This window comes from Cytobacillus luteolus (assembly GCF_017873715.1).
Lineage (GTDB): Bacteria > Bacillota > Bacilli > Bacillales > Bacillaceae_L > Bacillus_BV > Bacillus_BV luteola.
In genome coordinates this window covers 540,876-564,900 of the sequence record NZ_JAGGKM010000001.1, presented here as the reverse complement: position 1 = coordinate 564,900, position 24,025 = coordinate 540,876, and the positions used below count along the sequence as shown (strand labels likewise).

Here is a 24,025-nt window from a genome sequence, read left to right as displayed (position 1 = left end):
TTCTCTATTTCATTATTTGTTATTATTCATCCAAACTCAATTTCGATTCAATGAAACACAATTACTATTTTAAAAGTTGTTATGTGATATTTGTCACATCTTCTTTTTTGATAATCAGTTAATATACGTGTAGGGGTATTGGTATAACATTATTAAATTGGAGTGATATGTAATGAACAAGAAGATAGTTGTTATAGGTGGAGTAGCTGGTGGAGCAACTACAGCAGCAAGATTAAGAAGATTAGATGAAACATCAACAATCGTTATGTTTGAAAAAGGAGAACACATTTCTTTTGCAAACTGTGGCCTACCTTATTATATTGGTGAAACAATCAAAAGCCGTGACAAGCTTTTAGTTCAAACTGTAGAAGGAATGAGCAAAAAGTTTAACCTAGATATTCGCAATTTAAGTGAAGTGACACAGATCAACCGTGACACAAAAACAGTTACAGTTAAAAATCTTACTACAGACGAAATATATGAAGAAAGCTATGATGTATTAGTTTTATCACCAGGTGCAAAGCCAATCGTCCCACCTATTCCTGGTTTGAACGAAGCTGATAATGTATTCACACTGCGTAACATTCTAGACACAGATAAAATTAAAGGCTATGTGGATGACCAAAAACCATCTGAAGCGGTGGTTGTAGGTGGGGGCTTCATCGGATTAGAAATGGCCGAGAACCTAGCTGACCGTGGTGTGAAGGTTACACTTGTTGAAATGGCTAATCAAGTTATGGCTCCATTAGATATTGAAATGGCAGCTATTGTTCATAAGCATCTAGTTGATAAAGAAGTAACTCTTATATTAGAAGATGGTGTTAAGTCTCTTGAGGAAAAGGGAAAAAAGATTACATTATTTAGTGGAAAAGAAATCAATACAGATTTGATTATTCTTTCTATTGGAGTAAGTCCTGAAAATACATTGGCTATTGATGCAGGTCTTAGTGTTGGGGCAAGAGGAGGCATTCAAGTAAATGAATATCTACAAACAAATGATCAGGATATTTTTGCCCTTGGGGATGCAATTGAAGTTATTGACTATATGAATGGAAATGCTGCAATGATACCATTGGCTGGTCCTGCAAATCGTCAAGGACGTATTGTAGCAAATAACATCTATGGAAAAAAAGAAACTTATAAAGGTACACTAGGTACAGGTATTGCAAAAGTATTTGATTTAACTGTTGCTACAACTGGTAATAACGAAAAAGTACTAAAACAGCTAGGTGTTGATTATAAAGCGATTCATATTCACCCAGCATCACATGCAGGCTATTATCCTGGTGCTCATCCTATTGCATTGAAATTATTATTTGATTATTCAACAGGTAAACTATTTGGTGCACAGGCAGTTGGAGCTGATGGTGTTGATAAGCGTATTGATGTCATTGCAACAGCGATAAAAGGCGGATTAACAATTTTTGAATTAACTGAATTAGAGTTAGCATACGCACCACCTTACTCTTCAGCAAAAGATCCGGTTAATATGGCTGGTTATGTGGCAGCTAATATGATTGACGAAGAGATCGAAACTGTTCAATGGCACGAAATTGATGAAATAGTAGCAAACGGTGGCCTATTAATCGATGTTCGTGAGCCTCATGAAAGAGACAATGGATTTATCGAAGGTTCAATCAATATCCCGCTTGGAGATATTCGTGAACGTCTTGAGGAATTACCAAAGGGCAAAACAATTTACTTATCATGTCAGGTTGGACTTAGAGGATATCTTGCGACTCGGATTCTTAAAGGACATGGGTATAAGGCAATCAACCTTGATGGTGGTTGGAAAACTTATTCATCTGTTAAATAATTTTTTGATAATTTCCCGTCCATCTACTCGTGAGATAGACGGGCTTTCTTCTATGGAGATACCCTAAAAATCACTATCATTCCGTTTTATAATTCAAACTACTTACTATTCTTTCCGCAGCCATTCGTGCTCCAGAAATATTTCTAGAAACTGGACCTATTTCAAGCTCCGCTAAAGGACCCGATACATACAAATGGGAGCACCATTCCAAGGATTGATTAATAATAGGATATCCACAAGTCGCACATTTTAATTTATGTTCCTCGATTAGCTCTTTAAGCCATTGTTGATTAGGCAACGAGGGTACAAAGCCTGTTGAACATACTATGGTTTGGGCAGTGAGCATTTGGATATCAATAACAAGGCTAATGTTTTTATCTTCATTAATCTTTGCGGACTGTATTTCTCCATCTTCTATTCGTAACTTACTCTCCCTTTTCAGCTTTTTTAACTTTAGAAGAATTTCTTTAGGAATCGACCCTTTATTTCTTGCAGTATTAATGGATTGCCTTCGCTCTTCATACGTCTCTACTTTATAAAATATGCGCAATTTTTTCGGACCAAGCCATCCAGGATCACTATCAAAATCATGAACTCGAAATGGATGTCTCTTTACTAACGTTACTTGGCCTGGATATAGATTACTTAGTTTGATTGAAAGGTGAGCTGCAGTAATTCCGCCCCCTATTATTACAATTGGTGGTTTTAATGCTTCTACTTTATCCATGTTCTCATCAAAAATATGATACAGTTGGTTTGGCAGTTTAGCTTTGACTTCTGCAGCCCAATCTGGGATGTTAAATTGGTCGTTAATACTTATGGAAATGACAATATTCTTTGTAAGGAAAGCCTCGCCATTTTCAGTAGTAACTTTCCATATTCCTTTTGTTTTTTTTACTGAACATACCTTACCTTGGTGCCAAGAGTTCTTTAAATTAACTTCATTTATAATTGTTTCACAATGTTCATTAAATAGTGTTAATGCAGGACGCTTATACTGTCCATAAAACCCACTTGAAGATAAGCTATTCTCTTGAGCATATTTTTGTAAACTAAAAGGGTCAACATCTATCTGATGAACTGAAGGAGAACGAAGATACTCCATCCCGATTAATTTAGTGTTTCTTCTCCACCGATACATAGGTTCACTGTACGGATCGATGATAAGGAGTTTATCATTCGATGTTTTTTGATTCTTTATAAGAAATGATGCTACTGTGCACCCGTGTATTCCCCCGCCTATTATAATCCAATCGTACATCCAATTCCCTCCATAAGGATAAATCGTAATGATTACGGTTAATTTTATAATATATTGGTCCATATAGCAATCGTCTTTACAAAAAAACAATCCCTATCTTGGGTTAGAAAGGGATTGGGTACACTAATTTATATGAAATACTGGAAAGGTGATAGTAAAAGTTGTCCCTTGTCCAACCTCACTCTCACAATGTATTGAGCCATTGTGATTTCTTATAATCCGTTGGGTAATCATTAACCCTAAACCATTTCCCTTAGTTTTAGTTGTATAAAAGGGTTCTCCTATTGTTTTTAATTTTTCACTTGAAATACCGCAGCCTTCATCAACTACCTTAATAATTACCTCATGTTCATTTTGATCACAAATTATTTGGACTTTACCTTTAAGACTAGTTTCCATTGCTTCTATAGAATTTTTTATTAAATTGAAAAACACTTGTTTTATTTGGTTCTGATCTCCATTTATATAGATGATAGGTTTAAATGCCCTACATTCTAACGTCACTCCTTGTGTAAATGCCTGTGATTCCATTAAAAAAATGACATTGTTAAGTAGTGATACAACATTAAATGGATTCTTTTGAAATGCTTGTGGCTTGGCGAGCATCATAAGCTCACCGGCTATTCTGTCGATACTTTCCACTTCCGTATTAATTATATCAATAAAATCAGATTTAATATTAGTAGGATCTTCTTTCATCATCTTCAAAAACCCCTTGATGGTCGTAAGGGGATTTCTAATTTCATGACCAATTCCGGCAGACAGTTCTCCAAGTAAAGAGAGTTTTTCTTTTTTTAATAGCGTTTCTTCTGTTCTTCTCTTCTCACTAATATCAATTGTGGAGCCTATAATACTTGAAGTTTCTCCATTTTTAATAACAGGGCTCAAAACAGTTAATAGTACAAAACCATTTACATCTTCTTCAAACACAACTTTTTCCTTTTGATTCCAGCAATGATCATACTTTTCTATGATTATTTTCGCTAAAGCATGATCAATGATATCTTGTGGTCTTTTTCCAACAACTTCCCCTTGAAGATCTTCAAACTGGGTAATAACTTGCCCATCAAATAAGCTATAAATATAGTCATCTTCTACCTTCTCCACACAAAAAACTATACCTTGCTGATGATGGATAACTTTTTGAAATTTTTCTTTTGTTTGGATTATTTTATTTTCAATATTTTTCCGTCTAGTAATGTCACGAGTAATTCCAATAATCAAATTACATACAGCATCATCCTCAACAACAGGAGCAATTGACGTTTCAAATGTTCTTTCTATATCATTTAAAGTCATTGTCTCTTCATAGGTTAGAGATGTATTCAATCTTATTGCCTCTTTATAATTTTGAGCAACTTTCTTCGCATCTTCTATGGAGACAATTTCATCAATTCGTTTATCTAAAATTTTTTCCTTCGGTAGCCCTGAACCCTTAATATAAGCTTCATTTACTTCTATAACACGAAATTCATCATTTTCCTCAACTTTTATTATAAAAACCATATCTTCTATATAGTTAAATATAGATTCAAAGTTGATTCTTTTATTTTCTAGTAGTTTATTAATAATCATGAGCTTACCTCTGGATATTTATTATTTATTTAATATATAAGTATTATACAAACTTAGCACTTAATTGGCTATATCACTCTCGTTAATACAATGGTAATTCAAATCACAAATAAAAAACCTTGATAACTCAAAAGTTACCAAGGCTCTGTTCTAATGACCTGTGAGGGACTTGAACCCCCGACCCCTTCCCTGTCAAGGAAGTGCTCTCCCACTGAGCTAACAAGTCGTACTTAAATATTGTATAACAGGATTATAGCTTCTACTTATCAAATTGTCAAAGGTGAAATCTAGTAAAGCATTAGTGGGGAATTTATAAATACATGCTTCGACGCTTAAATCTGGACTCAGATTCCGCTATTTGCTCAAAAGTACTAGAATTTATTAGCTTTCCGGACTCAGATACCCTTATTCCACAAAAATCCCCTCTTTTAAACATGATTTTTAGCAAATAAGCACATTTGAGTACGCTAACACTAGAAAAACTAGTTGTTTTATCCAAATAACGGCCTCTGGTTCCGCTTCCATCTAAGCCCTGCACCCAAAATACAAAGAAAGACGTTCAAGCCTCAGGCCCAAACGTTCTTCCCACTAGAACCTTATGAATTAGCAGTCGCTGGTTTACGTGGATTCTCTCTCTTGATAACATACTGCATCACCAATAATCCAATAAACATGACTAGCCCAATTGTATCACTATAACCTTCTGGGTAAATCAACAGTAACCCTGCGGCCACTGCAAGAATCCGTTCAATCCAGTGAGTACTTCTCATCCAATACCCAATCATCCCTGCTCCGATTGCAATCATTCCCATCAGAGATGTTGCCACTACCCAAAGTGTACGCGGAACAGTCGTATCAATCATCAATAACTCCGGAGATAAAACAAAGATGTATGGAATAATAAATGCTGCAATCGCAAGCCTTGCCGACTGGAATCCGGTCCGTATCGGCTCTCCTCCTGATACACCTGCTGCTGCAAAAGCTGCTAAGGCTACTGGTGGAGTAACGTCTGCTACGATTCCGAAATAGAATACGAATAAATGTGCTGACAGATCAGGAACACCTAGTAAAATAATAGCTGGCGCTGCGATTGTAGATGTAATAACATAGTTCGCCGTTGTTGGTGAACCCATCCCTAGAACAATTGCTGCTACCATTGTAAAGAATAATGTAGGGAGAATTAAGCCTCCAGATAAATCTAACAGCCCATTAGCAAGCTTCAAACCTAATCCTGTTTTCGTAACAACTCCAACAATCATACCCGCAGCAGCGGTTGCAGCCGCTACAGCTAGTGCTGTTCTTGCACCGTCTACTAATGCTGAGATGATTCCTACAAGACCAATTCGTGTTTCTTTCCTAATTGCACTTACTACTACCGTAACTACAATTGCCCAAAGCGCTGCTCTTGTTACACTCATACCTGACATTAAAAGAACGACTACTGCTAAAATAGGTACTAGTAAATAAATCTTCTTCAACACTTCTTTACGGTCTGGCATTTCCTCTTTTGTTAAACCACGCAAACCAATTCGTTTTGCTTCAAAGTGAGTCATGATCCATATACCAGCAAAATATAATACAGCGGGTATTGCCGCTGCTTTGGCAATGTCCCAATACGTTATACCATTACCGATAAATTCAACCATTAGAAAAGCAGCTGCTCCCATGATTGGTGGCATTAACTGTCCACCTGTCGAAGCTGCAGCCTCAACAGCCCCTGCAAATTCTTTACGATATCCAAGCTTTTTCATCATTGGAATCGTAAAAGACCCTGAAGTTACAACGTTTGCCACTGAACTTCCACTAATAGTTCCCTGCAAAGCACTAGAGAATATTGCTACTTTTGCTGGACCACCCACACTTTTTCCAGCAATTGAAACAGCCAAATCATTAAAATATTGTCCTACACCTGTTTTAACTAAGAATGCTCCGAATAGTAGGAACAGGAAAATAAATGTTGATGACACGGCCAATGGTGTACCAAGTATCCCTTCTGTTGTAAAAAACATCGTTTGGACAAGCTTCTCAAGTCTTAATCCTCTATGGCTCAAGAATCCTGGCATATAAGGACCAAGCATCGCGTAGGCCATGAAAACAACAGCAATAATGGTAATCGGTAACCCTACTGCACGACGGGTTGCTTCAAGTACAAGTAAAATGGCACTAATTCCGAAAAACATATCCATCGTTGATAAATCACTTACACGAAGGACTAGTTCATTAATATTTAACGGCCAATACAATCCTACCCCTACCGATAAAAGAGCAAGGATTGCATCATACCATGTAATGGTAACCTTTCCTTTTTTGGCTGTTCCTTTTTTTGCAGGAAAAAGGATAAAAATTAATGCTAATGCAAAGCCCAAGTGGATTGACCTTTGGATCTGGGCAGTGAAAACTCCAAAAACAGCCGTGTAAAGCTGGAATAAAGAAAAAGAAAGTAATCCAATAAACACAATCCACTTCAAAATACCCGTGAATTTCCTAGTACCTGCTTCTGGATCATACTTCTCTAATAACTCCTGCTGCTCTTCTGATGTAATTGTTTCAATTTTTGTTTCTTCAATTTTTTGTTTTTTATCTTTGCTCAAGCATATTCACTCCCCTCAACAATTGCCATAAATTAATCTTCTTACTTTGCAGACGTGTCCAAGTCCCTGGTTCGATAAAATCTAGAAGAGAATGTTCTTCACCTTCATAAATTACCACATGATATGGAATAGTTTGTGCTATTTTAATATCTAAATACGAATGAACTCGATCCATATTCGTAATATAGTATTTTCCATCCTTTTCAACAAACTTTTCATCTCCGTATGCGTTAGAAGGCATACCAACATTAAAGTCTTCAAACATGAATTCTGTCTGGTGAATCTTATGGTCCGAATCAATCGAATAGGTTTCAAGAACATCAGAAAGGTGAATTGTATGGGTGAATTTAATTTGGAATGATTCGCCTCGCATATCAACAGGTATATAGGTAATTACCTTGCTGGTATTTTGGAAGCTAAAAGAAAGGACTGACTTATACGGTATTAAAAAAAAGAGCACGATAAGCACACTTACTATCAAAGGGATCATTCGATTAAAAGCTTTTCTTCGTCGCATATTTTACCCTACCTAACAAAAGATAGACCGATTATATCGGTCTATCTTTAATACCTGAACATAAAAACTACTAATTAGTTTAGGAGACCTTTTTCTTTGAAATATTTCGCTGCTCCTGGGTGGAAGTCAATTCCTACACCTATAACAGCATTTTCAGCCGAAATGAAAGCTCCTTTTGCATGTGAAATTTTATCTGTGTTTTCAAAGATTGCTTTAGTCATTTCATAGACTAAATCCTCATCTAACTCAGAGCTAACTACTAACATTGCAGAAACTGCGACTGTTGCTACTTCAGCTTCTAACTTATACGTTCCAGCTGGAATAGTATTTTGAGCATAATATGGATATTTCGCAATTAAAGCATCAATTTTATCTTGTGCAATTGACACAATAGAAACATCTTTTAATGCAGCAAGACCCTCTACTGCACCAGTTGGTGTACCAGCAGTGATAAACGCAGCATCAATATTCCCATCTTGAAGACCATCTGTTGACTCGTCAAATGCTAAGTTTTGAGCATTAATATCGTCCATAGTCATTCCGTGAATTTCTAAGATTTGTTCTGCATTTGCATAAGTTCCACTTCCTGGAGCTCCAACAGAAACTGTTTTTCCTCTTAAATCTTCAACAGATGTAATTCCGCTGTCTTTAAGCGTTACAATTTGGATTGTTTCAGGGTAAAGCGTTCCGATAGCTTGTGCATTTGTTACAGCAGTGCCATCAAACATTAATTTTCCTTCAACTGCGTAAGAAGCGATATCTGTTTGTGTAAACGCTAAATCCGCATCTCCGTTTGCAATATCCTTCATGTTATCTGCCGATGCGTTTGAAGATTGACTTGTTACTTCTGCATCTGCATTATCATTAATGATGTTAGCTAGTTCTCCACCTAATGGATAATATGTACCGCCAGTACCACCAGTTACTAGTGCAAGTTGAGCTTTACCACCACAAGCAGCAAGAATCATAGAAAATCCTACTAGCATGATGAACGAAAGTAATAGACCTCGTTTTTTCATTTTTTCTCCCCCTTTAATTTTCATGATTACTATTTTATGGTACCTAAGTATCAATCTGGTTGTCAATTAATTTACATTATATTTATTAGAAAATTCTAATAAAAAAAGCAAACCCAATTAAGATTTGCTATTAGCTAACTAGTTTATTTTTTTTATATCTTCAACAATTTGCTCATAAGGTACATCTGAAACACCGGAATATTGTTGAACAACTGTTCCACTTTCACTCACTAAAAAGATTGATGTGCTATGCATGAATTGATCAGAACCTTCAAGTTGAGCTGCTGGAGACATAAATGATTTATTAATAAATGATTCTATTTCTTCTTGACTGTACCCTGATAGGAAATGCCAATTAGAGAAGTCTGCATCATAAACTTGCGCAAAATCCTTTAATACATCCAAAGTGTCACGCTCAGGATCAATTGAAAACGAAACAAGCGTTGCTTCAACATTTTCTTCATTTAATTTCTGTTGAAGCTTTGCCATATTGGCTGTCATTGGTAAACAAACCGTATCACAGTTTGTGAAAATTGTGCTAGCTACCCAAACCTTCCCCTTCAAATCAGAAAGACTAACGGTCACCCCATCCTGATTTACAGCCTCAAACTCCTGAACCTCCAAAGCCATCGGAAACGACTGCTCAATCTCCTCTTTAGAAGCACTGCAAGCCACTGTAACTATAGAAAGTAATAAAATTATAAATACCTTCATTATTTTCGCCATTTCTCTTTCTCCTTTTAAGTACTGTTGTTTAAACGCTTAGTGTTAGATTAATATCTTAGTTGATTTCAGCTGAAGGCACGAGACTCCTGCGGGAGAAGCGCGTCAAAGTGAGACACCACAGGCGCATAGCGCAAAGGAGGCTCACGGACCGCCCGCGGAAAGCGAGTGCCTTCAGCTGAAATCAACGGTATTTCGTAAATCTTAATTTAAAAAAGACTGAGTAAGATTCAATAACCTCCCTCAGCCTTCCATCAACTAATTAATCAATAAACTGTGTATCTATTAGACTTGCAAAATCAGGTTGCTCTTTTAAGAACTTTAACTCAAAAGATGAGGTTGCAAATTCTTGAATTACTTCTTCGTTCACTTCAGTTGTAAACCTAATTTTCTCCCATGCCATATCAACAACATCAGCATCAAGCTCTTGTTTCGTTATCTCTTTAATGCTATCCATCATAATTTGCTTTGATTCTTCTGGGTTAGCATTGATGAAATCTACGGCTTCTTTATTTGCATTAACAATCTGTTGAATAAGCTCTTTATCCTCATTAATAAATTTACTATTTGTAACTAAAATTGTATTCGGTAAAGTTTCACCAAATGAAATCTCTGAACTATCTACGATAATTTTTGCTCCAGCTTCTTTAACTAACTGAGAAGCCCATGGCTCTGGAACTGCAGCAATTTGTACTTTACCTGACTCAAACATTCCCTTATATTGTGCCGGGTTACCTGTTACATGCTTAAGTGTTCCACCGATACGAGCTGAAGTAATACCAAAATCTTTTAAGAAAGTTTCCATTTGAACACCGTGTGTACAACCTACACCAGGAGTAATAAAGGTATGACCATCAAAATCCTCTAATGATTCGATTCCACTTTCTTTACTTGCAACAATATGTGTACCACCAGATGAAGCACCTGCGATAATTTTCACATCTGCACCATTTGTGAAGTTATTCATAACTGGGCCTGGGCCTACAAAACCAGCGTGGATTTCACCAGTTTTTAAAGCAGTCATAAATGCCCCACCGTCTGGGAATGTTTTGTACTCAATGGTAACATTTTCTCCTAATTGATTCTGAAAGTAACCCTTTTCACGGGCAACCATTGCTGGTGCATGGTCAATATTTGGGAAGTACCCGATAATAACTTTCTTTGAATCGCTAGAACCTGAAGCACCATCACTTGTTCCACAACCTGCAAGAAGGCCGATTACTAATACTAATATTGCACTAAAACTAAATAATTTTTTCATTTCATTCTTCCTCTCTCTTTTTAACTTTCTAATCCCCAACGACGCATTACATTGCGTTCAATACGTTGAAACACGAATAAATCCATAATTGAACCAATCGTACCAATGATAATCATGACACCAATAACAAGCGCCATATTGCCAAAGTCAGAAGCAAATCGTAGTGTATACCCTAATCCTGGGCCGGTACTTAATAATTCACCAGCCATAAGTGCACGCCATCCAAATGCCCAAGCTAACTTTAGACCTGTAACTGCATATGGTATCGATGCTGGGAAAATAACCTTCCTGAAAAGATCAATTCCTCCTGAGCCCATGGTTTGGGCTGCTTTTATATAAAGAGGTGGTACGTTTTTAATACCCACTCTCATATTTATTGTCATTACAAATGTAGCCCCAAGAACGATGATAAAAATAACAGAAATTTCATTTAGGCCAAACCACATAATCGCAATTGGAAGCCACACGATACTTGGTACACTTTGTAAAGCTAAGACAAGATTTCCTAGTGTTTCATCAGCTGTTTTGGATTTTGCAAGTAAAATTCCAAGCCCAGTTCCTAATGTTACTCCTATTAATAAACCAAGAAACAATCGTCTAAAACTCGCTGTTAAGTCATAAACAAGCGTCAAATCGGCGAATCCTCTGCCTAACTCACGGAATACATCCGTTGGTGCTGGCATTACCGATTCAGAGACACCAGTTATCTTAACTGCTACTTGCCAGACAATTAGAATACTTGCATAAAATATGATTCGTTTAATTGCTGGACGCATATTCTAACTCCTCTTTAACCACTTTTTCAATTTCCTTTTCCAATAAACCGAGAATTCGCTTTTCAAGTTCTATCGCTTGTTCACGTGAGTTACTACGTGGTCTAGGTAAATCAACTTTAATATCCTCTAAAATGACACCTGGTCTCGTACCCATTACAAGAATACGGTCAGATAGTTTAATAGATTCTTGGATACTATGAGTTACAAAAAGGATTGTTTTTTTCGTTTCAAGCCAAATCTTCTCAAGTTCAACATGAAGACGAGATCTCGTCTGCTCATCTAATGCTCCAAATGGTTCATCCATTAACAGTACTTCTGGATTCATCGCTAATGCTCTAGCTATAGCCACTCTTTGTTGCATTCCACCAGACAATTCATGAGGAGAATGTTTCGTATAATTGCTTAACTGTACCATCTTTAAAAAGCCATGTGCCACTTCTCTCGCCTGGGATTTAGACATTTCTTTTCGTAAAGGGAACATCACATTTTCTTCCACAGACATCCACGGAAATAATGCTGGCTGCTGGAAGACCATCCCTCGGTCTTTTCCGGGTTTTTTAATCGGATTTCCTTGCAGCGAGATTTCGCCGCTCGTTGGCTTGTTCAAACCTGCTACCATGGATAACAGAGTAGACTTGCCACATCCAGATGGGCCTAGTATTGAGACAAATTCTCCTTCATTAATTGTTACATTTATATCAGATAATACTTGATTAACGATACCTTGGTTTTCATATTGTTTATTAACCTGGTTGATTGTTAAAAACATCCAATCACCAACTTTCTATATAATTCTTATTTGTTTAATCGGATTAATAAATTTTATTATATAATGTATGCAACTAATGTCAACTGTTTAACAAAAATTTTAAAATCTAACATAAAACCTGAGTTGTGCCTTTATATATGAAATCATGTATAATCTAAATTGGCTGCAATTTTTATAGTTTGGAGGTTTTCTTTATGGAAGCAAAGACACACGGCATTACAAAGGAAGTCACTATACATAGTCATTCACTTGGTGAAGAAGTTGAAGTACTGCTCTATTTTCCAAGCACCTATTCTCCTTTATATAAATATACAGTTCTCATTGCTCAGGATGGTCGAGATTATTTTAATCTGGGCAGAATTGCTAAAACGACCGAAGAACTTTTAACTGAAAGAGAAATAGATAATACAATCATTGTTGGTATTCCGTATATAGACGTGAAGGATCGATACGAGAAGTATCATCCCAATGGATCTAAGCATAATAAATATCAGCGGTTTTTAGCTGAAGAATTAGTTCCCTACCTAGATTCGGAATTACCAACCTATCAGATTGGAATGGGAAGAGCTTTAATTGGTGATTCATTAGCTGGAACTGCTTCTCTTTTAACAGCACTTTCTTATCCAAATACGTTTGGAAAAGTCATTTTACAATCTCCATATGTAAATGACCATGTAAAAAAAGAAGTTGAGCAGTTTAGCCAACCTCATCTCTTAAGTATCTATCATGTTGTCGGATCAAAAGAAACGGCTGTCGAAACAACAAATGGGAAAGTAAAAGATTTCTTGGCACCTAATCGAGAATTAAATGCTTTAATGAAGAACATGAGTTTCACTTACTTTTACGATGAGTTTGATGGGGACCATACATGGACTCATTGGCAGCCAGATCTACATCGCGCATTAAAGATGAGTCTTAAGCTATAGACATAATAAATATATAATCTATTTTGAAAATTTGATATAATATAGTAGGAATGCAGCTTTTGAATAAATGTAAATTGGTATAAATAATATCTAACATACAGGAGGGATTTCTATGAAATATGGTATTGCATTATTTCCATCAAAGAAGTTACAAGATATAGTAAATTCTTATCGTAAACGCTATGACCCACACTATGCCTTAATTCCACCACATTTAACATTAAAAAATGCCTTTGAATCTTCTGATGACAAGATAAAGGAAATTTCTTCGCATCTACGCGAAATCGCTTCATCTGTAAATCCTTTTACTCTTCAAGTGTTAAAGGTAAGTTCATTCTCTCCTGTCAATAACGTAATATACTTAAAAGTTGACTCTACAACCGAATTAACTGAATTACACACGCGTTTTCATCAAGAACCGTTTGATACATCAACTGCTGAATATTCCTTTGTTCCACATATTACCATTGGACAAAAACTTTCAGATGATGAACATTCTGATGTGCTTGGACAACTTAAAATGGAAAGCTTCACACACAAAGAGGAAATCGATCGTTTTCACCTTCTTTACCAACTTGAAAACGGCTCATGGACTGTTTATGAAACATTCCGCTTAGGAAAGGGACAATCATAATATGGAAGCAATTGTTGTTAGTAATGAAGAACAAATGAAAGATGCCTATTCAGTCAGGAGAATTGTATTCATAGATGAACAGCAAGTTCCTGAAGAAGAGGAAATTGATCAATATGAAAAAGATGCAACTCATGTTGTTCTTTATGAGGACAACCAACCGATTGGAGCTGGGCGTTTCCGTTCACTAGATGGAATTGGAAAAATAGAACGAATCTGTGTCCTTAAAGAATTTCGTAACAAAGGCGCAGGGAAGGTTATCATGGATAAGATGGAAGAAATCGCGAAGGGTAAAGGTATTTCTAAGCTAAAATTAAATGCCCAAACTCATGCAGAGAAATTTTATCTTAACCTTGGATATACAACTACTTCAGATATTTTCATGGATGCTGGTATCCCACACGTAACCATGATAAAAGAATTATAATGTTAAATTCCTTCATCTAGGAGATGAGGGCTTTTTTTTATGTCACGCTAACTTTTTCTCCAATTATTAATAATATCCTGTACAATTGTTCATCCTAAATATGGGGTGAAGACGTTGGAATACAGTAAAGTAGCAATTGATCTTATATGTGGTTTTGTTGCATTATTTGTCTTAACTAAAATAGTCGGAAAAACCTCCATTTCACAAATAACTCCCTTTGATTTCATATCAGCTCTTGTCTTAGGAGAAATTGTCGGAAGTGGTGTCTTTGCAGATGAGATTAATGCTTGGCATATTATATTCGCGCTCTTTATTTGGGGTGGCCTTGTCTATGCACTTGAGATTATCTCACAAAAATTCAAGCGTAGTCGAGCAGTTCTTGAGGGCCAACCAACCGTTGTCATCCATAAGGGGAAGATTGATCGAGAGAGACTTAAGAAAAGCAAGTTAGACATTGATCAATTACAGCATTTGCTTCGTTCAAAAGGAACCTTCTCAATTAGAAATGTAGAATATGCAATTTTAGAATCTGATGGGTCGTTGAGTGTACTGAATAAAGCTAGCTTTGATCCTCCTTCACGGAAAGATCATAATATGCCGTTAAAATCCGTTTATTTACCAATCACGATGATTAGTGATGGTGAAATTATACATGATAATTTAATAGAGGCTGGCTTTGATGAAAATTGGTTAAAAACGCAGATTTCTTCGTTCGGAGCAAAAAATGCAAAAGAAGTATTATACGCAGAATGGCTAGAAGGAGAAGGCTTATTTGTACAAAAAATGTAGCCTCTCCTTCTTTTTTTACATTTTAAACATTAGAGTGTTATTTTCTATATGAGTAGTTACCATACCATCTCTAACCAACTTTGTGACATAAGCAGTAACTGCCGTTCGATAAAGTAGAAAGCCTGAGAGATGTGTTAGTTGAACATTCCATTTATCACACATCAATTTCACGATTTCCTCATGACTTATTGATTCTCCTGCCTCCCAAAATAACTCCGTAACACTTGTCAATACAGCTAGATGGTAGTCAAAATTTCTAACAACCGTACCATTAAAATCTTGTTCAAAAATACCGTGACCAGGTACTGCACCGTCACACTCAATGGATTTTAGTTTCTCTAAGGACTTTAACGTTTGAGCTGCATCTACAATGTAGGGTATCTTGTGCTTTCTTAGTTGTTCCTCACTAAAGTACGCATCTCCACAATATAAAAGGTTATCAATTAAAATTCCTAACTGGTTTTCACTATGACCCGGAAATGCTATAGCGGTGAAGTCAAATCTGTCTACCTTATAGGTCCCTTCGGTTATTACCTTATCTACTGTAATCGCTTCCCCCTCTAAAAATTTGTTTCTTAATTCATCCAGTGGGGTATTTCCTTGAAATAGATATATTGGCTCAAGAATAGGATTACGAAGGATTGCCTCTTCTAACACAGGTGCGATTGTGAAAACATTTCTTGCTTGTTGGAGGTAAGCAGCCCCTCCAAAATGATCTGCGTGAGCATGAGTAATGTAGAGATGTGTAATAGGAAGTCCCTCTTCATCAAGCTTTTTTAGCACTTTCTTCATCGTAGATTTATCTAGTCCAGCATCAACGAGCATCCCTTCATTGCCATGGTTTATATATCCGATATTAACAGCAGATTGAAAATAGTAACATGTAACAGAAAGCTTAATAAATTCCAGTTTGAGCACCTTCTTTGTTTTGGCCGCATTCTGACATAGCCTTTAGTTAATTATATTAATTCGTTAATAAAACGACCTTTTCCTGTTAGTTCAGTTATTAAATTATTCGCTTCTTTGTCCACATTTGAACTTTGCTTTTTAATTTCCTGAGGAGTTTCATGAGGTGTATAGACTTTGGAGTGCATGAAGGAACGTGCAACTGGCTGAATCGTTGTATAATTATAGTTTCTTAACAGTAATCGGTTGGCATATTGAGTATATTGCTCATGATGAATCGGTGCGATATAGCCCATGAAAACCACTCTCCTATCTACTTTTTTCCCTTATGTACTTTATATTAAACATCCTTAAAAATAGTACCTATAATACTAATTCGTCTTGTAAATTTGTAATAAGAGGGTCAAATCTTTAAAAGGTGAATATTCTCTCTTTTTGTAACATAAGAAATAAAGATTAACTTTAAGGAGGAGATCATTATTTCACAAGAAAACAACAAGAAGCGCGAGAACATTTTGAAAAGCACAACAAGTCAAGCAAATGAGCTGGTGCATAAAACGGTTGATAGCGCGAACAAGATTGTAAAAACAGTTTCTGGTGAAGGCGGTTTAGTTGGTAAGGCTGCAGATACAGCATCAAACGTACTTAAAAACACATCTAGTTTTGGGAATGATGTTGTTGGTAAAACCGTGGATACCTCTTCTAAAGTAATAAAAGGAACGACAAGTAAAGTTTTCGGTAATAAAAAGAAAGATTAATACTTCTTTTCTTCTATTAGTCCATAATTAGATATAAAAAACAGGAGCCCCTTCGTAGAAGAAGCTCCTGTTTATATTAACAAATTGGTAATACTACTTTTACTATTGTCCCTATATCTCCACTTTCAATAGAGATCGTTCCATCATGTGCTCCAACGATCCTTTTAGAGATAGCCAGACCTAACCCAATACAGTCCTCTTTAGTCGTAAAGAAAGGGAGACCTATTTTATCCATTAATGTAATCGGAATTCCCTGACCATTGTCAGTAACTATAATCATTATTTGGTTAGGTTGAGGATTGTAGACCTTAATTTTAACTTCACCATTAGCCACAATAGCTTCCATTGAATTGATAATAAGATTTAAAACAACCTGTCTAATTTGGGAATAATCACCCATTATTCTTGGTAGTTCTGTAGGAATTTCAACTGAGATAGAGATGTTCTTAAGTAATTTTTCAGTAGAAAATTCATTAATTGTATCAATAAGGAGAGAGCTAATATCCAAGAATTTTTTTGAGGGTGCCGGTGGTTTTGTTGCCAAAATAAAATCCTTTAATACTTTATTCATATGATTAAGTTCTTGAAATACGACTTCACTATATTCACCAAGTCCATCGAACCGTTCAAAAGTGAGCTGCAACAACCCCTGTACTGATTGTAGAGAATTCCCCATTTCATCGGCCAAGCCAGATGCAAGATTCCCTATTATTGAAAGCCTTTTATACTCTGTTCTTTCCTCGTTTATAAGCTCTGAACGTATTTGAGTCTTCTGAATGATAGCAGATGCCAATTCAGCTACCATCTTCATGTTTTCAAGTTCACTTTCCTTAAATGAATAAGGGTTGGGATCGACAGCACAGATTGTACCAAACATTGTTCCGTCTTCTAAAAAAATTGGAATTCCCATATAAGAACCTATGTTGGTCTCTTTTATAGCTTCCATTTTACATGTAACAGGATGCGTATTTGTGTCATTTATTATTAACGGTTCCCGACCGCCAGTAAATATCAAACTTCAAACAGAATGTTCTAAAGTCAGGGTGGTCCCATCCTCTATGGTAGAACCATTTTGATTAAGGACTTTCAGGACAGAAAACATATGATTTCCAGTACGTGAGATAAACAATGTTCGTGTTCCAATTAGTTCTTTTGCAACATCAAGTATAGATGATAGTTTTTTTTCGATATCATTCGTTATATTTTCATTTACTATTTTATCCTTTGTTATACTACCGTTCATCTAGTTATCCCTCCATTATTTCAATATACGGGATGTTGATCCCTAGTAAATTTTCAATCTATAATAAACTTATTTTAGATCAAGAACTTCGTTACCAATAATTGCAATATATATATTACAGTTTAAATTAATTTTCTCCATTTGGAAACCAATACCCTATTTTCTTCTAAAGCTTACTTAGTTCCTTTCCAAAGATTAGACTTAGTGATGGTACATCAACCATATTTTTAAGTCTTTATCTCTATACTTTGTTTTGTTATGATAAAGTTTGACTTTAAAAAAGGAAGGAAGCGTTCCTTCATGGATAAGGCAAGCTATAACAATAAGATTCTACAACTAGACTCATTGCCTAGAGAACAATATCAAATCATATATGAAGCAGGAACAACTGGAAAACTATCCTGTATTCACTGTGGAGAACAAATCAAACTATACTTAGGCATACAACAAAAACCCTTTTTCTTTCACTCCTCTAAAGCCTTTAACAACGATTGTGAGGAGTATTGTAACAGTCTATCTACACCACCAACTGAAAAAAACATTCAAGAAGAAGAACATAATGGGTTTCGAATTCCAAAATCTAGACCGATCGGACAAACTTCTACTGTACAAAGTGCGTGGAAAAAGGTCACATTCTTGCGTTCACCAAAACCCTTTGAAAAACAGTCATTACCTCCTGTTACTACTACTGATTCATTAGATCCCAGTCAGCAAAAAGCTGTCTCTACAGTTGATGGACCTTTACTTTTATTGGCTGGAGCAGGGAGTGGGAAAACGAGGGTTTTAACAAGACGAACTGCATCCTTAATTACAGAACATGGTGTAGATCCGAGCACTATTATGCTCGTTACCTTTACAGCTAAAGCAGCACAAGAAATGAAGGAAAGACTAAGATCTCTGCTGGCTCCTGGGCGGCTAAGTCGGTTAGTGGTAGGCACATTTCACAGTATCTTTTATAAAATGATTGCCTATCATGAACCCAATCGCTGGCAAAGTACCAATCTTTTAAAATTCGATTGGCAAAAGGAACAAATGATAAAAGAAGCTGGGAGGAAGCTTGATATTGATGAAAGAGATTTTGCCTTTGACCAAGCCCTACAGCAAATTGGACTTTGGAAGAACACGTTAACCCTACCCGAGGACATAAAACCAAAAGATTTGTGGGAAGAACGCGTTCTTTTTATGTACAAGCACTATGAAGACGAGAAAGCTAAGCGTGGTTTTTTTGATTTTGACGATATGTTAGTAGGTTGTTATCAGTTATTAAAAAATCAACCCGATCTTTTGACTAGATATCAGCAAAAATTTCAATACTTTCTTATTGATGAATTTCAGGATATTAATAAAATTCAGTATGAAATTATGAAAATGTTAGCTTCCAAGTCAAGGAATATTTGTGTAGTAGGTGATGATGACCAAGCTATCTATGCTTTCCGTGGAAGTGATCCAAGCTTTATTCTTAATTTCAATAAAGAATATCAGGATGCAAAGACGATCATGCTCAGTGAAAATTATAGGTCTACGCATAGCATTGTCCAGTCCGCTAATACTGTTATCAGTCGGAATGCACAAAGACATCAAAAGGAAATGAATGCTCAATTTGATAATGCCCTGCTACCCGCTTTTTTCTTTCCACATGACGAAGAAGAAGAAGCTACAATGATTGTAACCGATCTCAAGGAACGAATTGAACAAGGTGCATCTCCTTCAGACTTTGCCATTCTATACCGCACTCATACATCATCAAGAGCACTGTTTGAGAGGCTTGCAGGAAGTAATCTACCATTTACAGTTGAACAGGATGCGGAATCTTTTTATAAACGAAAAATTGTTAAAACACTAATCGCTTACCTCCGCTTATCCATAGACCCTAACCATTCAAATGCAATGGGTGACTTATTAGTTGCCTTGTTTTTGAAAAAAAATACATTAAATGATCTAAAGGCATCTAGTATTCTCGAAGATTGCTCATTAGTTGAAGCATTAAAGTATGTGAAAAATATACAGGCCTTTCAAGAAAGAAAGCTCAAAAAGATTGTCCCTCTATTCAAAACAATTGTTAAGTTAAAGCCGATTCAAGCCATTGAAATGATTGAAAAAGAAATGGGTTTTGAAGACTTTATAAAAAAGCGCGGGAATGAAGGAAATGTCATAGAAAAAGGATCAGATGATGTTCGCGACTTAAAAGTGGCCGCTAAAAAATTCTCTACTGTACAAGATTTCTTAGATCATATTGATCATATGATCGCAATGAACGATGAAATGAAAAAACTAAGCAAACATTATACGAATGCCATTCAGCTTTCAACGATCCATCGTTCAAAAGGACTTGAGTACAAACATGTCTATATACTAAGTGCAGTCGATGGAAGCCTTCCACACGACTTCGCACTCGACTCAAGCAGAAACGGCGAAACTGCCCCCCTAGAAGAAGAACGCCGTCTCATGTACGTAGCCATGACAAGAGCACAACAAACCCTGCACATCTCAGTCCCAGAAACAAGAAGAGGGAAAACTGCACAACCATCTCGATTTATAAGGTCATTGTATTAAGTAAGGAAAACTAATGCCTTGCCTTGAGTGATGAAAACCTTAATTATAAATTGGAGCCAAAACTGCGAGACTCCTGCGGGAGAAGCGCGTCAAAGTGAGACCCCGCAGGCGCAAAGCGTCGAGGAGGCTCACGGACCGCCCGCGGAAAGCGAGCGGTTTTGGCTCCAATTTATTTTTCAAAATCCCATTTAAAAAGGTGTCTAGGCATTTATCCAGCCTGACACCTTTTCACTTACTTCTTGTTAAGCATCTTTGCAATCGTACCAAAATCTAAATTCTGATTACCATTAACAATCGAATTCACAATTTTGTCCTCAGTCTGTTTATTAACAGGCTTATTGGCAATCTGTGAAACACGCTTAATAATCGAACGCACTGTTTTCTCATCCTTAAAATTTGCATTTTGTAATGAATTAGCTAACTGCATAACGTCATTCATATTAACTCCAGTTTTCTGTTCAATATTCTTGAATAAATTATTATCCATTATCGAAGCCTCCTTATGTTTGATATTATCTTATGAACGATTCACAATAGGCGTGAATCGTCCCACAGAACAACTCTCTAAAAATAGCAATCTTCTTTATTAGAATATGCGAGTATCTCTGAAGCAGTGAGGACAAGTGTACTGGGCAACCGCACCAATTTAACCTAAAGACAGCTTAAAAATTATCCTCCAGTTGCTTCTGCTTTCGAGCTAGCCACTTATCTATTTTTTCGAGTCTTGCTTCTAGCTCCTTCTCAAAACCCTGACTTTGTTTTGCAAGTTTTTCGAGATCGGCTTCGGTTTGTTTAATAAACTTTTCTGATTTAACCTTTTCTTCATCATGATTTTGGTAATATTGCTTAACAAAACGATCCATCTCTATCGTAAATTTATCCATATGTTTCTCTCGCTCCAACCTATCTTTCATAGAGATTTTTTATCCCCGATATTAAAGTATGTACTACGCATCTGTTTTGACAATAAAAAAAGCACCACATTTATGAAGTGGTACTTAATCTATCCTTCCAGATAGGGTTTTACTTTATTTTCAATCTCCCTTATTTTCTCAGCATTTTTCATGTACATTTCTTTTGCAGCTTGAGATTCTGTTTGGAGTGCGAATAATTCAAAATCAGCCTCACACTTCTTAATCGAGGCTTGTAATAACTTCAGTGTTACTGGAGGAGGCACCTGTACTTTATCATCATATAAATCAACAGTTAACTGTCCGAATGAATCCACCTGAGCTAAAAAGACATTCTCTGGTGTTACCCCGATTTTGTCTAGTTCTTCCTTAAGCCACCCTCGGTTCAATCCAATCGTAGATAAAGGTTCATCCAAAATACTTCCATCCATCATTACCGTTTGAGGTTCCTTAATTGAAGCAGAGTTTTTAATAATATCTCCGACAGTTAGAGGTTGTTTTTCTCTTTTTAAAAGAGCGGTTATTTCACCCGTTGGTTCAAGTAGAGCAAACTCTACATCCGCTACCCGAAATATATTCTTCCGTCGTAATTGTTCCAAGAGTTCATCAGCTGAGTATTGTTCTTTTTTTAAGTTATCCTCCATAATCTTTCCATTTTTAATAAAGACAGTTGATTTTCCTTCTACAAAATCACGGACTGTTTTACTTTTTAATGATAGTAATGAAAGCACTAAAGGAAAGAGCAACCAAACCAATATACTTGATATCCCGTTTGCCATGTTAAGTCTTAAATCCATAGATAAAGTACCAGCGATGTTCCCTATTGTGATACCAGCAATATATTCAAAAAAAGACAATTTAGAGAGCTGTTTTTTTCCGAGGAGCTTGGTTATTAAAAATAATCCAATAAGAATTCCAAAAGAGCGTATGACTACCTCTACCCATTCAGACATATAGCACCTCACTTTCTAACAATTGCTTAGGCTAAAACCCTTTATACTGGGGTTCCTCATATTCTAGTTCTCCAACTCGTGCTTTTACATCCGTAATGATCTCTTCTGTTGTTAACATAACTTCATGAAATGTTCTTTTCGCATCCTCATCAATCGAGGTCAGAGCCAATGATTGAAAGCTTGCATGCATACTTTTCAAACTGGCAAGTGTTTGTTTTACTTGAGAGGCAACCGTCATAAACCTTCCCTCCTAACCCTTTGGTTTAAATAGTAATGCACCAATAAAACCAAAAATGATGGCTGAGGAGATACCAGAACTCGTTACCTCAAACATCCCTGTTAATACCCCGACAATACCATGCTTCTCCCCTTCCTGAAGTGCTCCATGGACAAGAGCATTACCAAAGCTCGTGATTGGAATCGTCGCGCCTGCGCCGGCAAACGCAATTAAAGGTTCGTAAAGATTAAATCCGTCTAAAATAGCACCCGATACAACAAGTGTACTCAATGTATGTGCTGGAGTAAGCTTAAAGACGTCAAACATGATTTGACCGATTACACAGATAAGTCCACCTACAACAAAGGCCCAAAAGAAAGTTTGAATCAATTCCCTTCACCCCCGTACTCAATTGAAACAGCATGTGCAATACAAGGAATCGTTTCTTTTTGCTGAAAAGATATTGGTGATAGTAGTGCCCCAGTTGCAACTACTAGAATTCTTTTCAATTCCCCTTTTTTCATTCGATTCAATATATGTCCGTATAATACAGTTGCTGAACAACCTGCTCCACTTCCACCAGATAATACTGGTTGGTCTTCTCGGTAGATTAGTAAACCACAGTCTTGATATTTTGAATCCTCAATTTCTAAGCCATGCTTTTTTAATAAATCTAACGATACTTCACGGCCGATATGGCCTAGGTCACCGGTTACAATTAAATCATAGTAAGAAGGATCAATGTTTCGATCTCTAAAATGAGCTTCAATTGTATCAACAGCAGCTGGTGCCATTGCTCCTCCCATATTAAATGGATCAGACAAGCCCATATCAATTACTTTCCCAATTGTAGCTGAAGTAACTCTAGGACCTTCCCCTTTATCACTCAAAACGGCTGCGCCAGCCCCTGTTACCGTCCACTGAGCAGTAGGTGGCTTTTGACCTCCATATTCTGTTGGATATCTAAACTGCTTTTCCACTGCTGCATTATGGCTTCCTGCTGCAGTTAGTAAGTATTTTGCACCACCATGATTAACAATGAATGCACCAAGTGCGAGTCCTTCCATTGAGGTAGAACAAGCTCCGAAAAGACCGAAATACGGAGTTCCTAGTGTTCTTGCGGCAAAGCTTGAAGGGGTAATTTGATTAATTAAGTCTCCTGCTAATATGAATTGGATTTTCTCTTTATCTACATTCGCTTTCTCTATAGCTTTAAAATAGGCTTCTTCAAAAAGTACTTTATGTGCTTTTTCATAAGAATCTTCTCCTAGCCAGAGATCTTCATGTAGAAGATCGAAATCATCAGCAATTGCTCCATTAGCCTCAAACGGTCCACCAACTGCTGCAGATGATATAATTACTGGCTTATTCTCAAACACCCAAGTTGCATGTCCTTGCATCAT

26 protein-coding genes and 1 tRNA gene are annotated in these 24,025 nt (G+C 36.5%); 7 read left to right on the top strand and 20 right to left on the bottom strand.

The genetic code is table 11. The annotated features are described in order from the left end of the window. The first annotated feature begins 172 nt into the window (after window positions 1-172). Window positions 173-1,816 (top strand): CoA-disulfide reductase, encoded by a 1,644-nt coding sequence (locus J2Z26_RS02915; RefSeq protein ID WP_193538107.1) that lies wholly within the window; start codon window positions 173-175, stop codon window positions 1,814-1,816. Between the two features lie 76 nt (window positions 1,817-1,892). Here J2Z26_RS02915 and J2Z26_RS02910 read toward each other — a convergent pair whose 3' ends face one another. The 10 genes from J2Z26_RS02910 to J2Z26_RS02865 form a co-directional block, all read right to left on the bottom strand. Beyond that, the gene (locus tag J2Z26_RS02910) at window positions 1,893-3,077 is read right to left on the bottom strand and encodes an FAD/NAD(P)-binding protein (protein ID WP_193538105.1); all 1,185 of its coding nucleotides are present in this window, start codon (window positions 3,075-3,077) and stop codon (window positions 1,893-1,895) included. Window positions 3,078-3,200: 123 nt separating this feature from the next. Then, window positions 3,201-4,652, bottom strand: coding sequence for an ATP-binding protein (locus J2Z26_RS02905; protein ID WP_193538103.1), 1,452 nt, complete (start codon window positions 4,650-4,652; stop codon window positions 3,201-3,203). Between the two features lie 154 nt (window positions 4,653-4,806). Continuing rightward, window positions 4,807-4,878, bottom strand: a tRNA-Val gene (locus tag J2Z26_RS02900). A 370-nt stretch (window positions 4,879-5,248) separates the two neighbouring features. Next, window positions 5,249-7,243: a TRAP transporter permease gene (locus J2Z26_RS02895; RefSeq protein WP_227413783.1), complete on the bottom strand. Its 1,995-nt coding sequence runs from the start codon at window positions 7,241-7,243 to the stop codon at window positions 5,249-5,251. Continuing rightward, entirely contained in the window at window positions 7,230-7,760 is a 531-nt protein-coding gene (locus tag J2Z26_RS02890) for a DUF1850 domain-containing protein (RefSeq protein WP_193538101.1), read from the bottom strand. Before J2Z26_RS02890 ends, J2Z26_RS02895 begins: the two co-directional genes overlap by 14 nt. Window positions 7,761-7,834: 74 nt before the next feature. Continuing rightward, the gene (locus tag J2Z26_RS02885) at window positions 7,835-8,779 is read right to left on the bottom strand and encodes a TAXI family TRAP transporter solute-binding subunit (protein ID WP_193538099.1); all 945 of its coding nucleotides are present in this window, start codon (window positions 8,777-8,779) and stop codon (window positions 7,835-7,837) included. A 138-nt stretch (window positions 8,780-8,917) separates the two neighbouring features. Further along, the gene (locus J2Z26_RS02880; protein WP_193538097.1) at window positions 8,918-9,505 is read right to left on the bottom strand and encodes an SCO family protein; all 588 of its coding nucleotides are present in this window, start codon (window positions 9,503-9,505) and stop codon (window positions 8,918-8,920) included. Window positions 9,506-9,764: 259 nt separating this feature from the next. Beyond that, entirely contained in the window at window positions 9,765-10,763 is a 999-nt protein-coding gene (locus tag J2Z26_RS02875) for an ABC transporter substrate-binding protein (RefSeq protein WP_193538094.1), read from the bottom strand. Between the two features lie 20 nt (window positions 10,764-10,783). Further along, complete coding sequence (locus J2Z26_RS02870; RefSeq protein ID WP_193538092.1) at window positions 10,784-11,539, bottom strand: ABC transporter permease; 756 nt, start codon at window positions 11,537-11,539, stop codon at window positions 10,784-10,786. After that, window positions 11,523-12,308 carry an ABC transporter ATP-binding protein gene (locus J2Z26_RS02865; RefSeq protein ID WP_193538090.1) on the bottom strand — a complete coding sequence of 262 codons (786 nt, stop codon included), beginning with the start codon at window positions 12,306-12,308 and terminating at the stop codon, window positions 11,523-11,525. Before J2Z26_RS02865 ends, J2Z26_RS02870 begins: the two co-directional genes overlap by 17 nt. Window positions 12,309-12,502: 194 nt before the next feature. Between J2Z26_RS02865 and J2Z26_RS02860 the strand changes: the two genes are divergently transcribed. The 4 genes from J2Z26_RS02860 (at window position 12,503) to J2Z26_RS02845 (ending at window position 15,081) form a co-directional block, all read left to right on the top strand. After that, window positions 12,503-13,234 carry an alpha/beta hydrolase gene (locus J2Z26_RS02860; protein ID WP_193538088.1) on the top strand — a complete coding sequence of 244 codons (732 nt, stop codon included), beginning with the start codon at window positions 12,503-12,505 and terminating at the stop codon, window positions 13,232-13,234. A 112-nt stretch (window positions 13,235-13,346) separates the two neighbouring features. Continuing rightward, window positions 13,347-13,868, top strand: coding sequence for a YjcG family protein (locus J2Z26_RS02855; RefSeq protein WP_193538086.1), 522 nt, complete (start codon window positions 13,347-13,349; stop codon window positions 13,866-13,868). A gap of 1 nt (window position 13,869) precedes the next feature. Beyond that, on the top strand, window positions 13,870-14,292 hold the full coding sequence (locus J2Z26_RS02850; protein ID WP_193538085.1) for a GNAT family N-acetyltransferase: 423 nt from the start codon (window positions 13,870-13,872) through the stop codon (window positions 14,290-14,292). 114 nt (window positions 14,293-14,406) lie between these two features. Then, window positions 14,407-15,081: a DUF421 domain-containing protein gene (locus J2Z26_RS02845; protein WP_193538082.1), complete on the top strand. Its 675-nt coding sequence runs from the start codon at window positions 14,407-14,409 to the stop codon at window positions 15,079-15,081. A gap of 15 nt (window positions 15,082-15,096) precedes the next feature. Here the strand turns inward: J2Z26_RS02845 and J2Z26_RS02840 are convergent, their stop codons facing one another. Then, entirely contained in the window at window positions 15,097-15,999 is a 903-nt protein-coding gene (locus J2Z26_RS02840; RefSeq protein WP_319638077.1) for an MBL fold metallo-hydrolase, read from the bottom strand. Window positions 16,000-16,040: 41 nt separating this feature from the next. Continuing rightward, window positions 16,041-16,283 (bottom strand): hypothetical protein, encoded by a 243-nt coding sequence (locus tag J2Z26_RS02835; RefSeq protein WP_193538080.1) that lies wholly within the window; start codon window positions 16,281-16,283, stop codon window positions 16,041-16,043. Window positions 16,284-16,502: 219 nt separating this feature from the next. Between J2Z26_RS02835 and J2Z26_RS02830 the strand changes: the two genes are divergently transcribed. Then, a complete protein-coding gene (locus J2Z26_RS02830; RefSeq protein ID WP_193538077.1) occupies window positions 16,503-16,745 on the top strand; it encodes a hypothetical protein in 243 nt (80 codons plus the stop codon). A gap of 76 nt (window positions 16,746-16,821) precedes the next feature. Here J2Z26_RS02830 and J2Z26_RS02825 read toward each other — a convergent pair whose 3' ends face one another. Together J2Z26_RS02825 and J2Z26_RS02820 are read right to left on the bottom strand one after the other, a co-directional pair. Continuing rightward, window positions 16,822-17,760: a GAF domain-containing sensor histidine kinase gene (locus J2Z26_RS02825; RefSeq protein WP_193538075.1), complete on the bottom strand. Its 939-nt coding sequence runs from the start codon at window positions 17,758-17,760 to the stop codon at window positions 16,822-16,824. 3 nt (window positions 17,761-17,763) lie between these two features. Next, window positions 17,764-17,988 (bottom strand): hypothetical protein, encoded by a 225-nt coding sequence (locus J2Z26_RS02820; RefSeq protein WP_193538073.1) that lies wholly within the window; start codon window positions 17,986-17,988, stop codon window positions 17,764-17,766. A gap of 300 nt (window positions 17,989-18,288) precedes the next feature. On the opposite strand from J2Z26_RS02820, the gene J2Z26_RS02815 reads away from it, so the two are divergent. Next, complete coding sequence (locus tag J2Z26_RS02815; RefSeq protein WP_193538071.1) at window positions 18,289-20,541, top strand: ATP-dependent helicase; 2,253 nt, start codon at window positions 18,289-18,291, stop codon at window positions 20,539-20,541. A 232-nt stretch (window positions 20,542-20,773) separates the two neighbouring features. On the opposite strand, the gene spoVIF is transcribed toward J2Z26_RS02815, so the two are convergent. The 6 genes from spoVIF to spoVAD form a co-directional block, all read right to left on the bottom strand. Then, window positions 20,774-21,028 (bottom strand): sporulation-specific transcription regulator SpoVIF, encoded by a 255-nt coding sequence (spoVIF, locus tag J2Z26_RS02810; RefSeq protein ID WP_193538069.1) that lies wholly within the window; start codon window positions 21,026-21,028, stop codon window positions 20,774-20,776. A 175-nt stretch (window positions 21,029-21,203) separates the two neighbouring features. Beyond that, window positions 21,204-21,455 (bottom strand): hypothetical protein, encoded by a 252-nt coding sequence (locus J2Z26_RS02805; RefSeq protein ID WP_209794288.1) that lies wholly within the window; start codon window positions 21,453-21,455, stop codon window positions 21,204-21,206. Between the two features lie 89 nt (window positions 21,456-21,544). After that, window positions 21,545-22,405: a DUF421 domain-containing protein gene (locus J2Z26_RS02800; RefSeq protein WP_193538065.1), complete on the bottom strand. Its 861-nt coding sequence runs from the start codon at window positions 22,403-22,405 to the stop codon at window positions 21,545-21,547. A gap of 31 nt (window positions 22,406-22,436) precedes the next feature. Further along, complete coding sequence (locus J2Z26_RS02795) at window positions 22,437-22,643, bottom strand: DUF1657 domain-containing protein (protein ID WP_193538063.1); 207 nt, start codon at window positions 22,641-22,643, stop codon at window positions 22,437-22,439. 12 nt (window positions 22,644-22,655) lie between these two features. Then, on the bottom strand, window positions 22,656-23,012 hold the full coding sequence (spoVAE, locus tag J2Z26_RS02790; RefSeq protein WP_193538061.1) for a stage V sporulation protein AE: 357 nt from the start codon (window positions 23,010-23,012) through the stop codon (window positions 22,656-22,658). Next, complete coding sequence (gene spoVAD / locus J2Z26_RS02785) at window positions 23,009-24,025, bottom strand: stage V sporulation protein AD (protein WP_193538058.1); 1,017 nt, start codon at window positions 24,023-24,025, stop codon at window positions 23,009-23,011. Before spoVAD ends, spoVAE begins: the two co-directional genes overlap by 4 nt.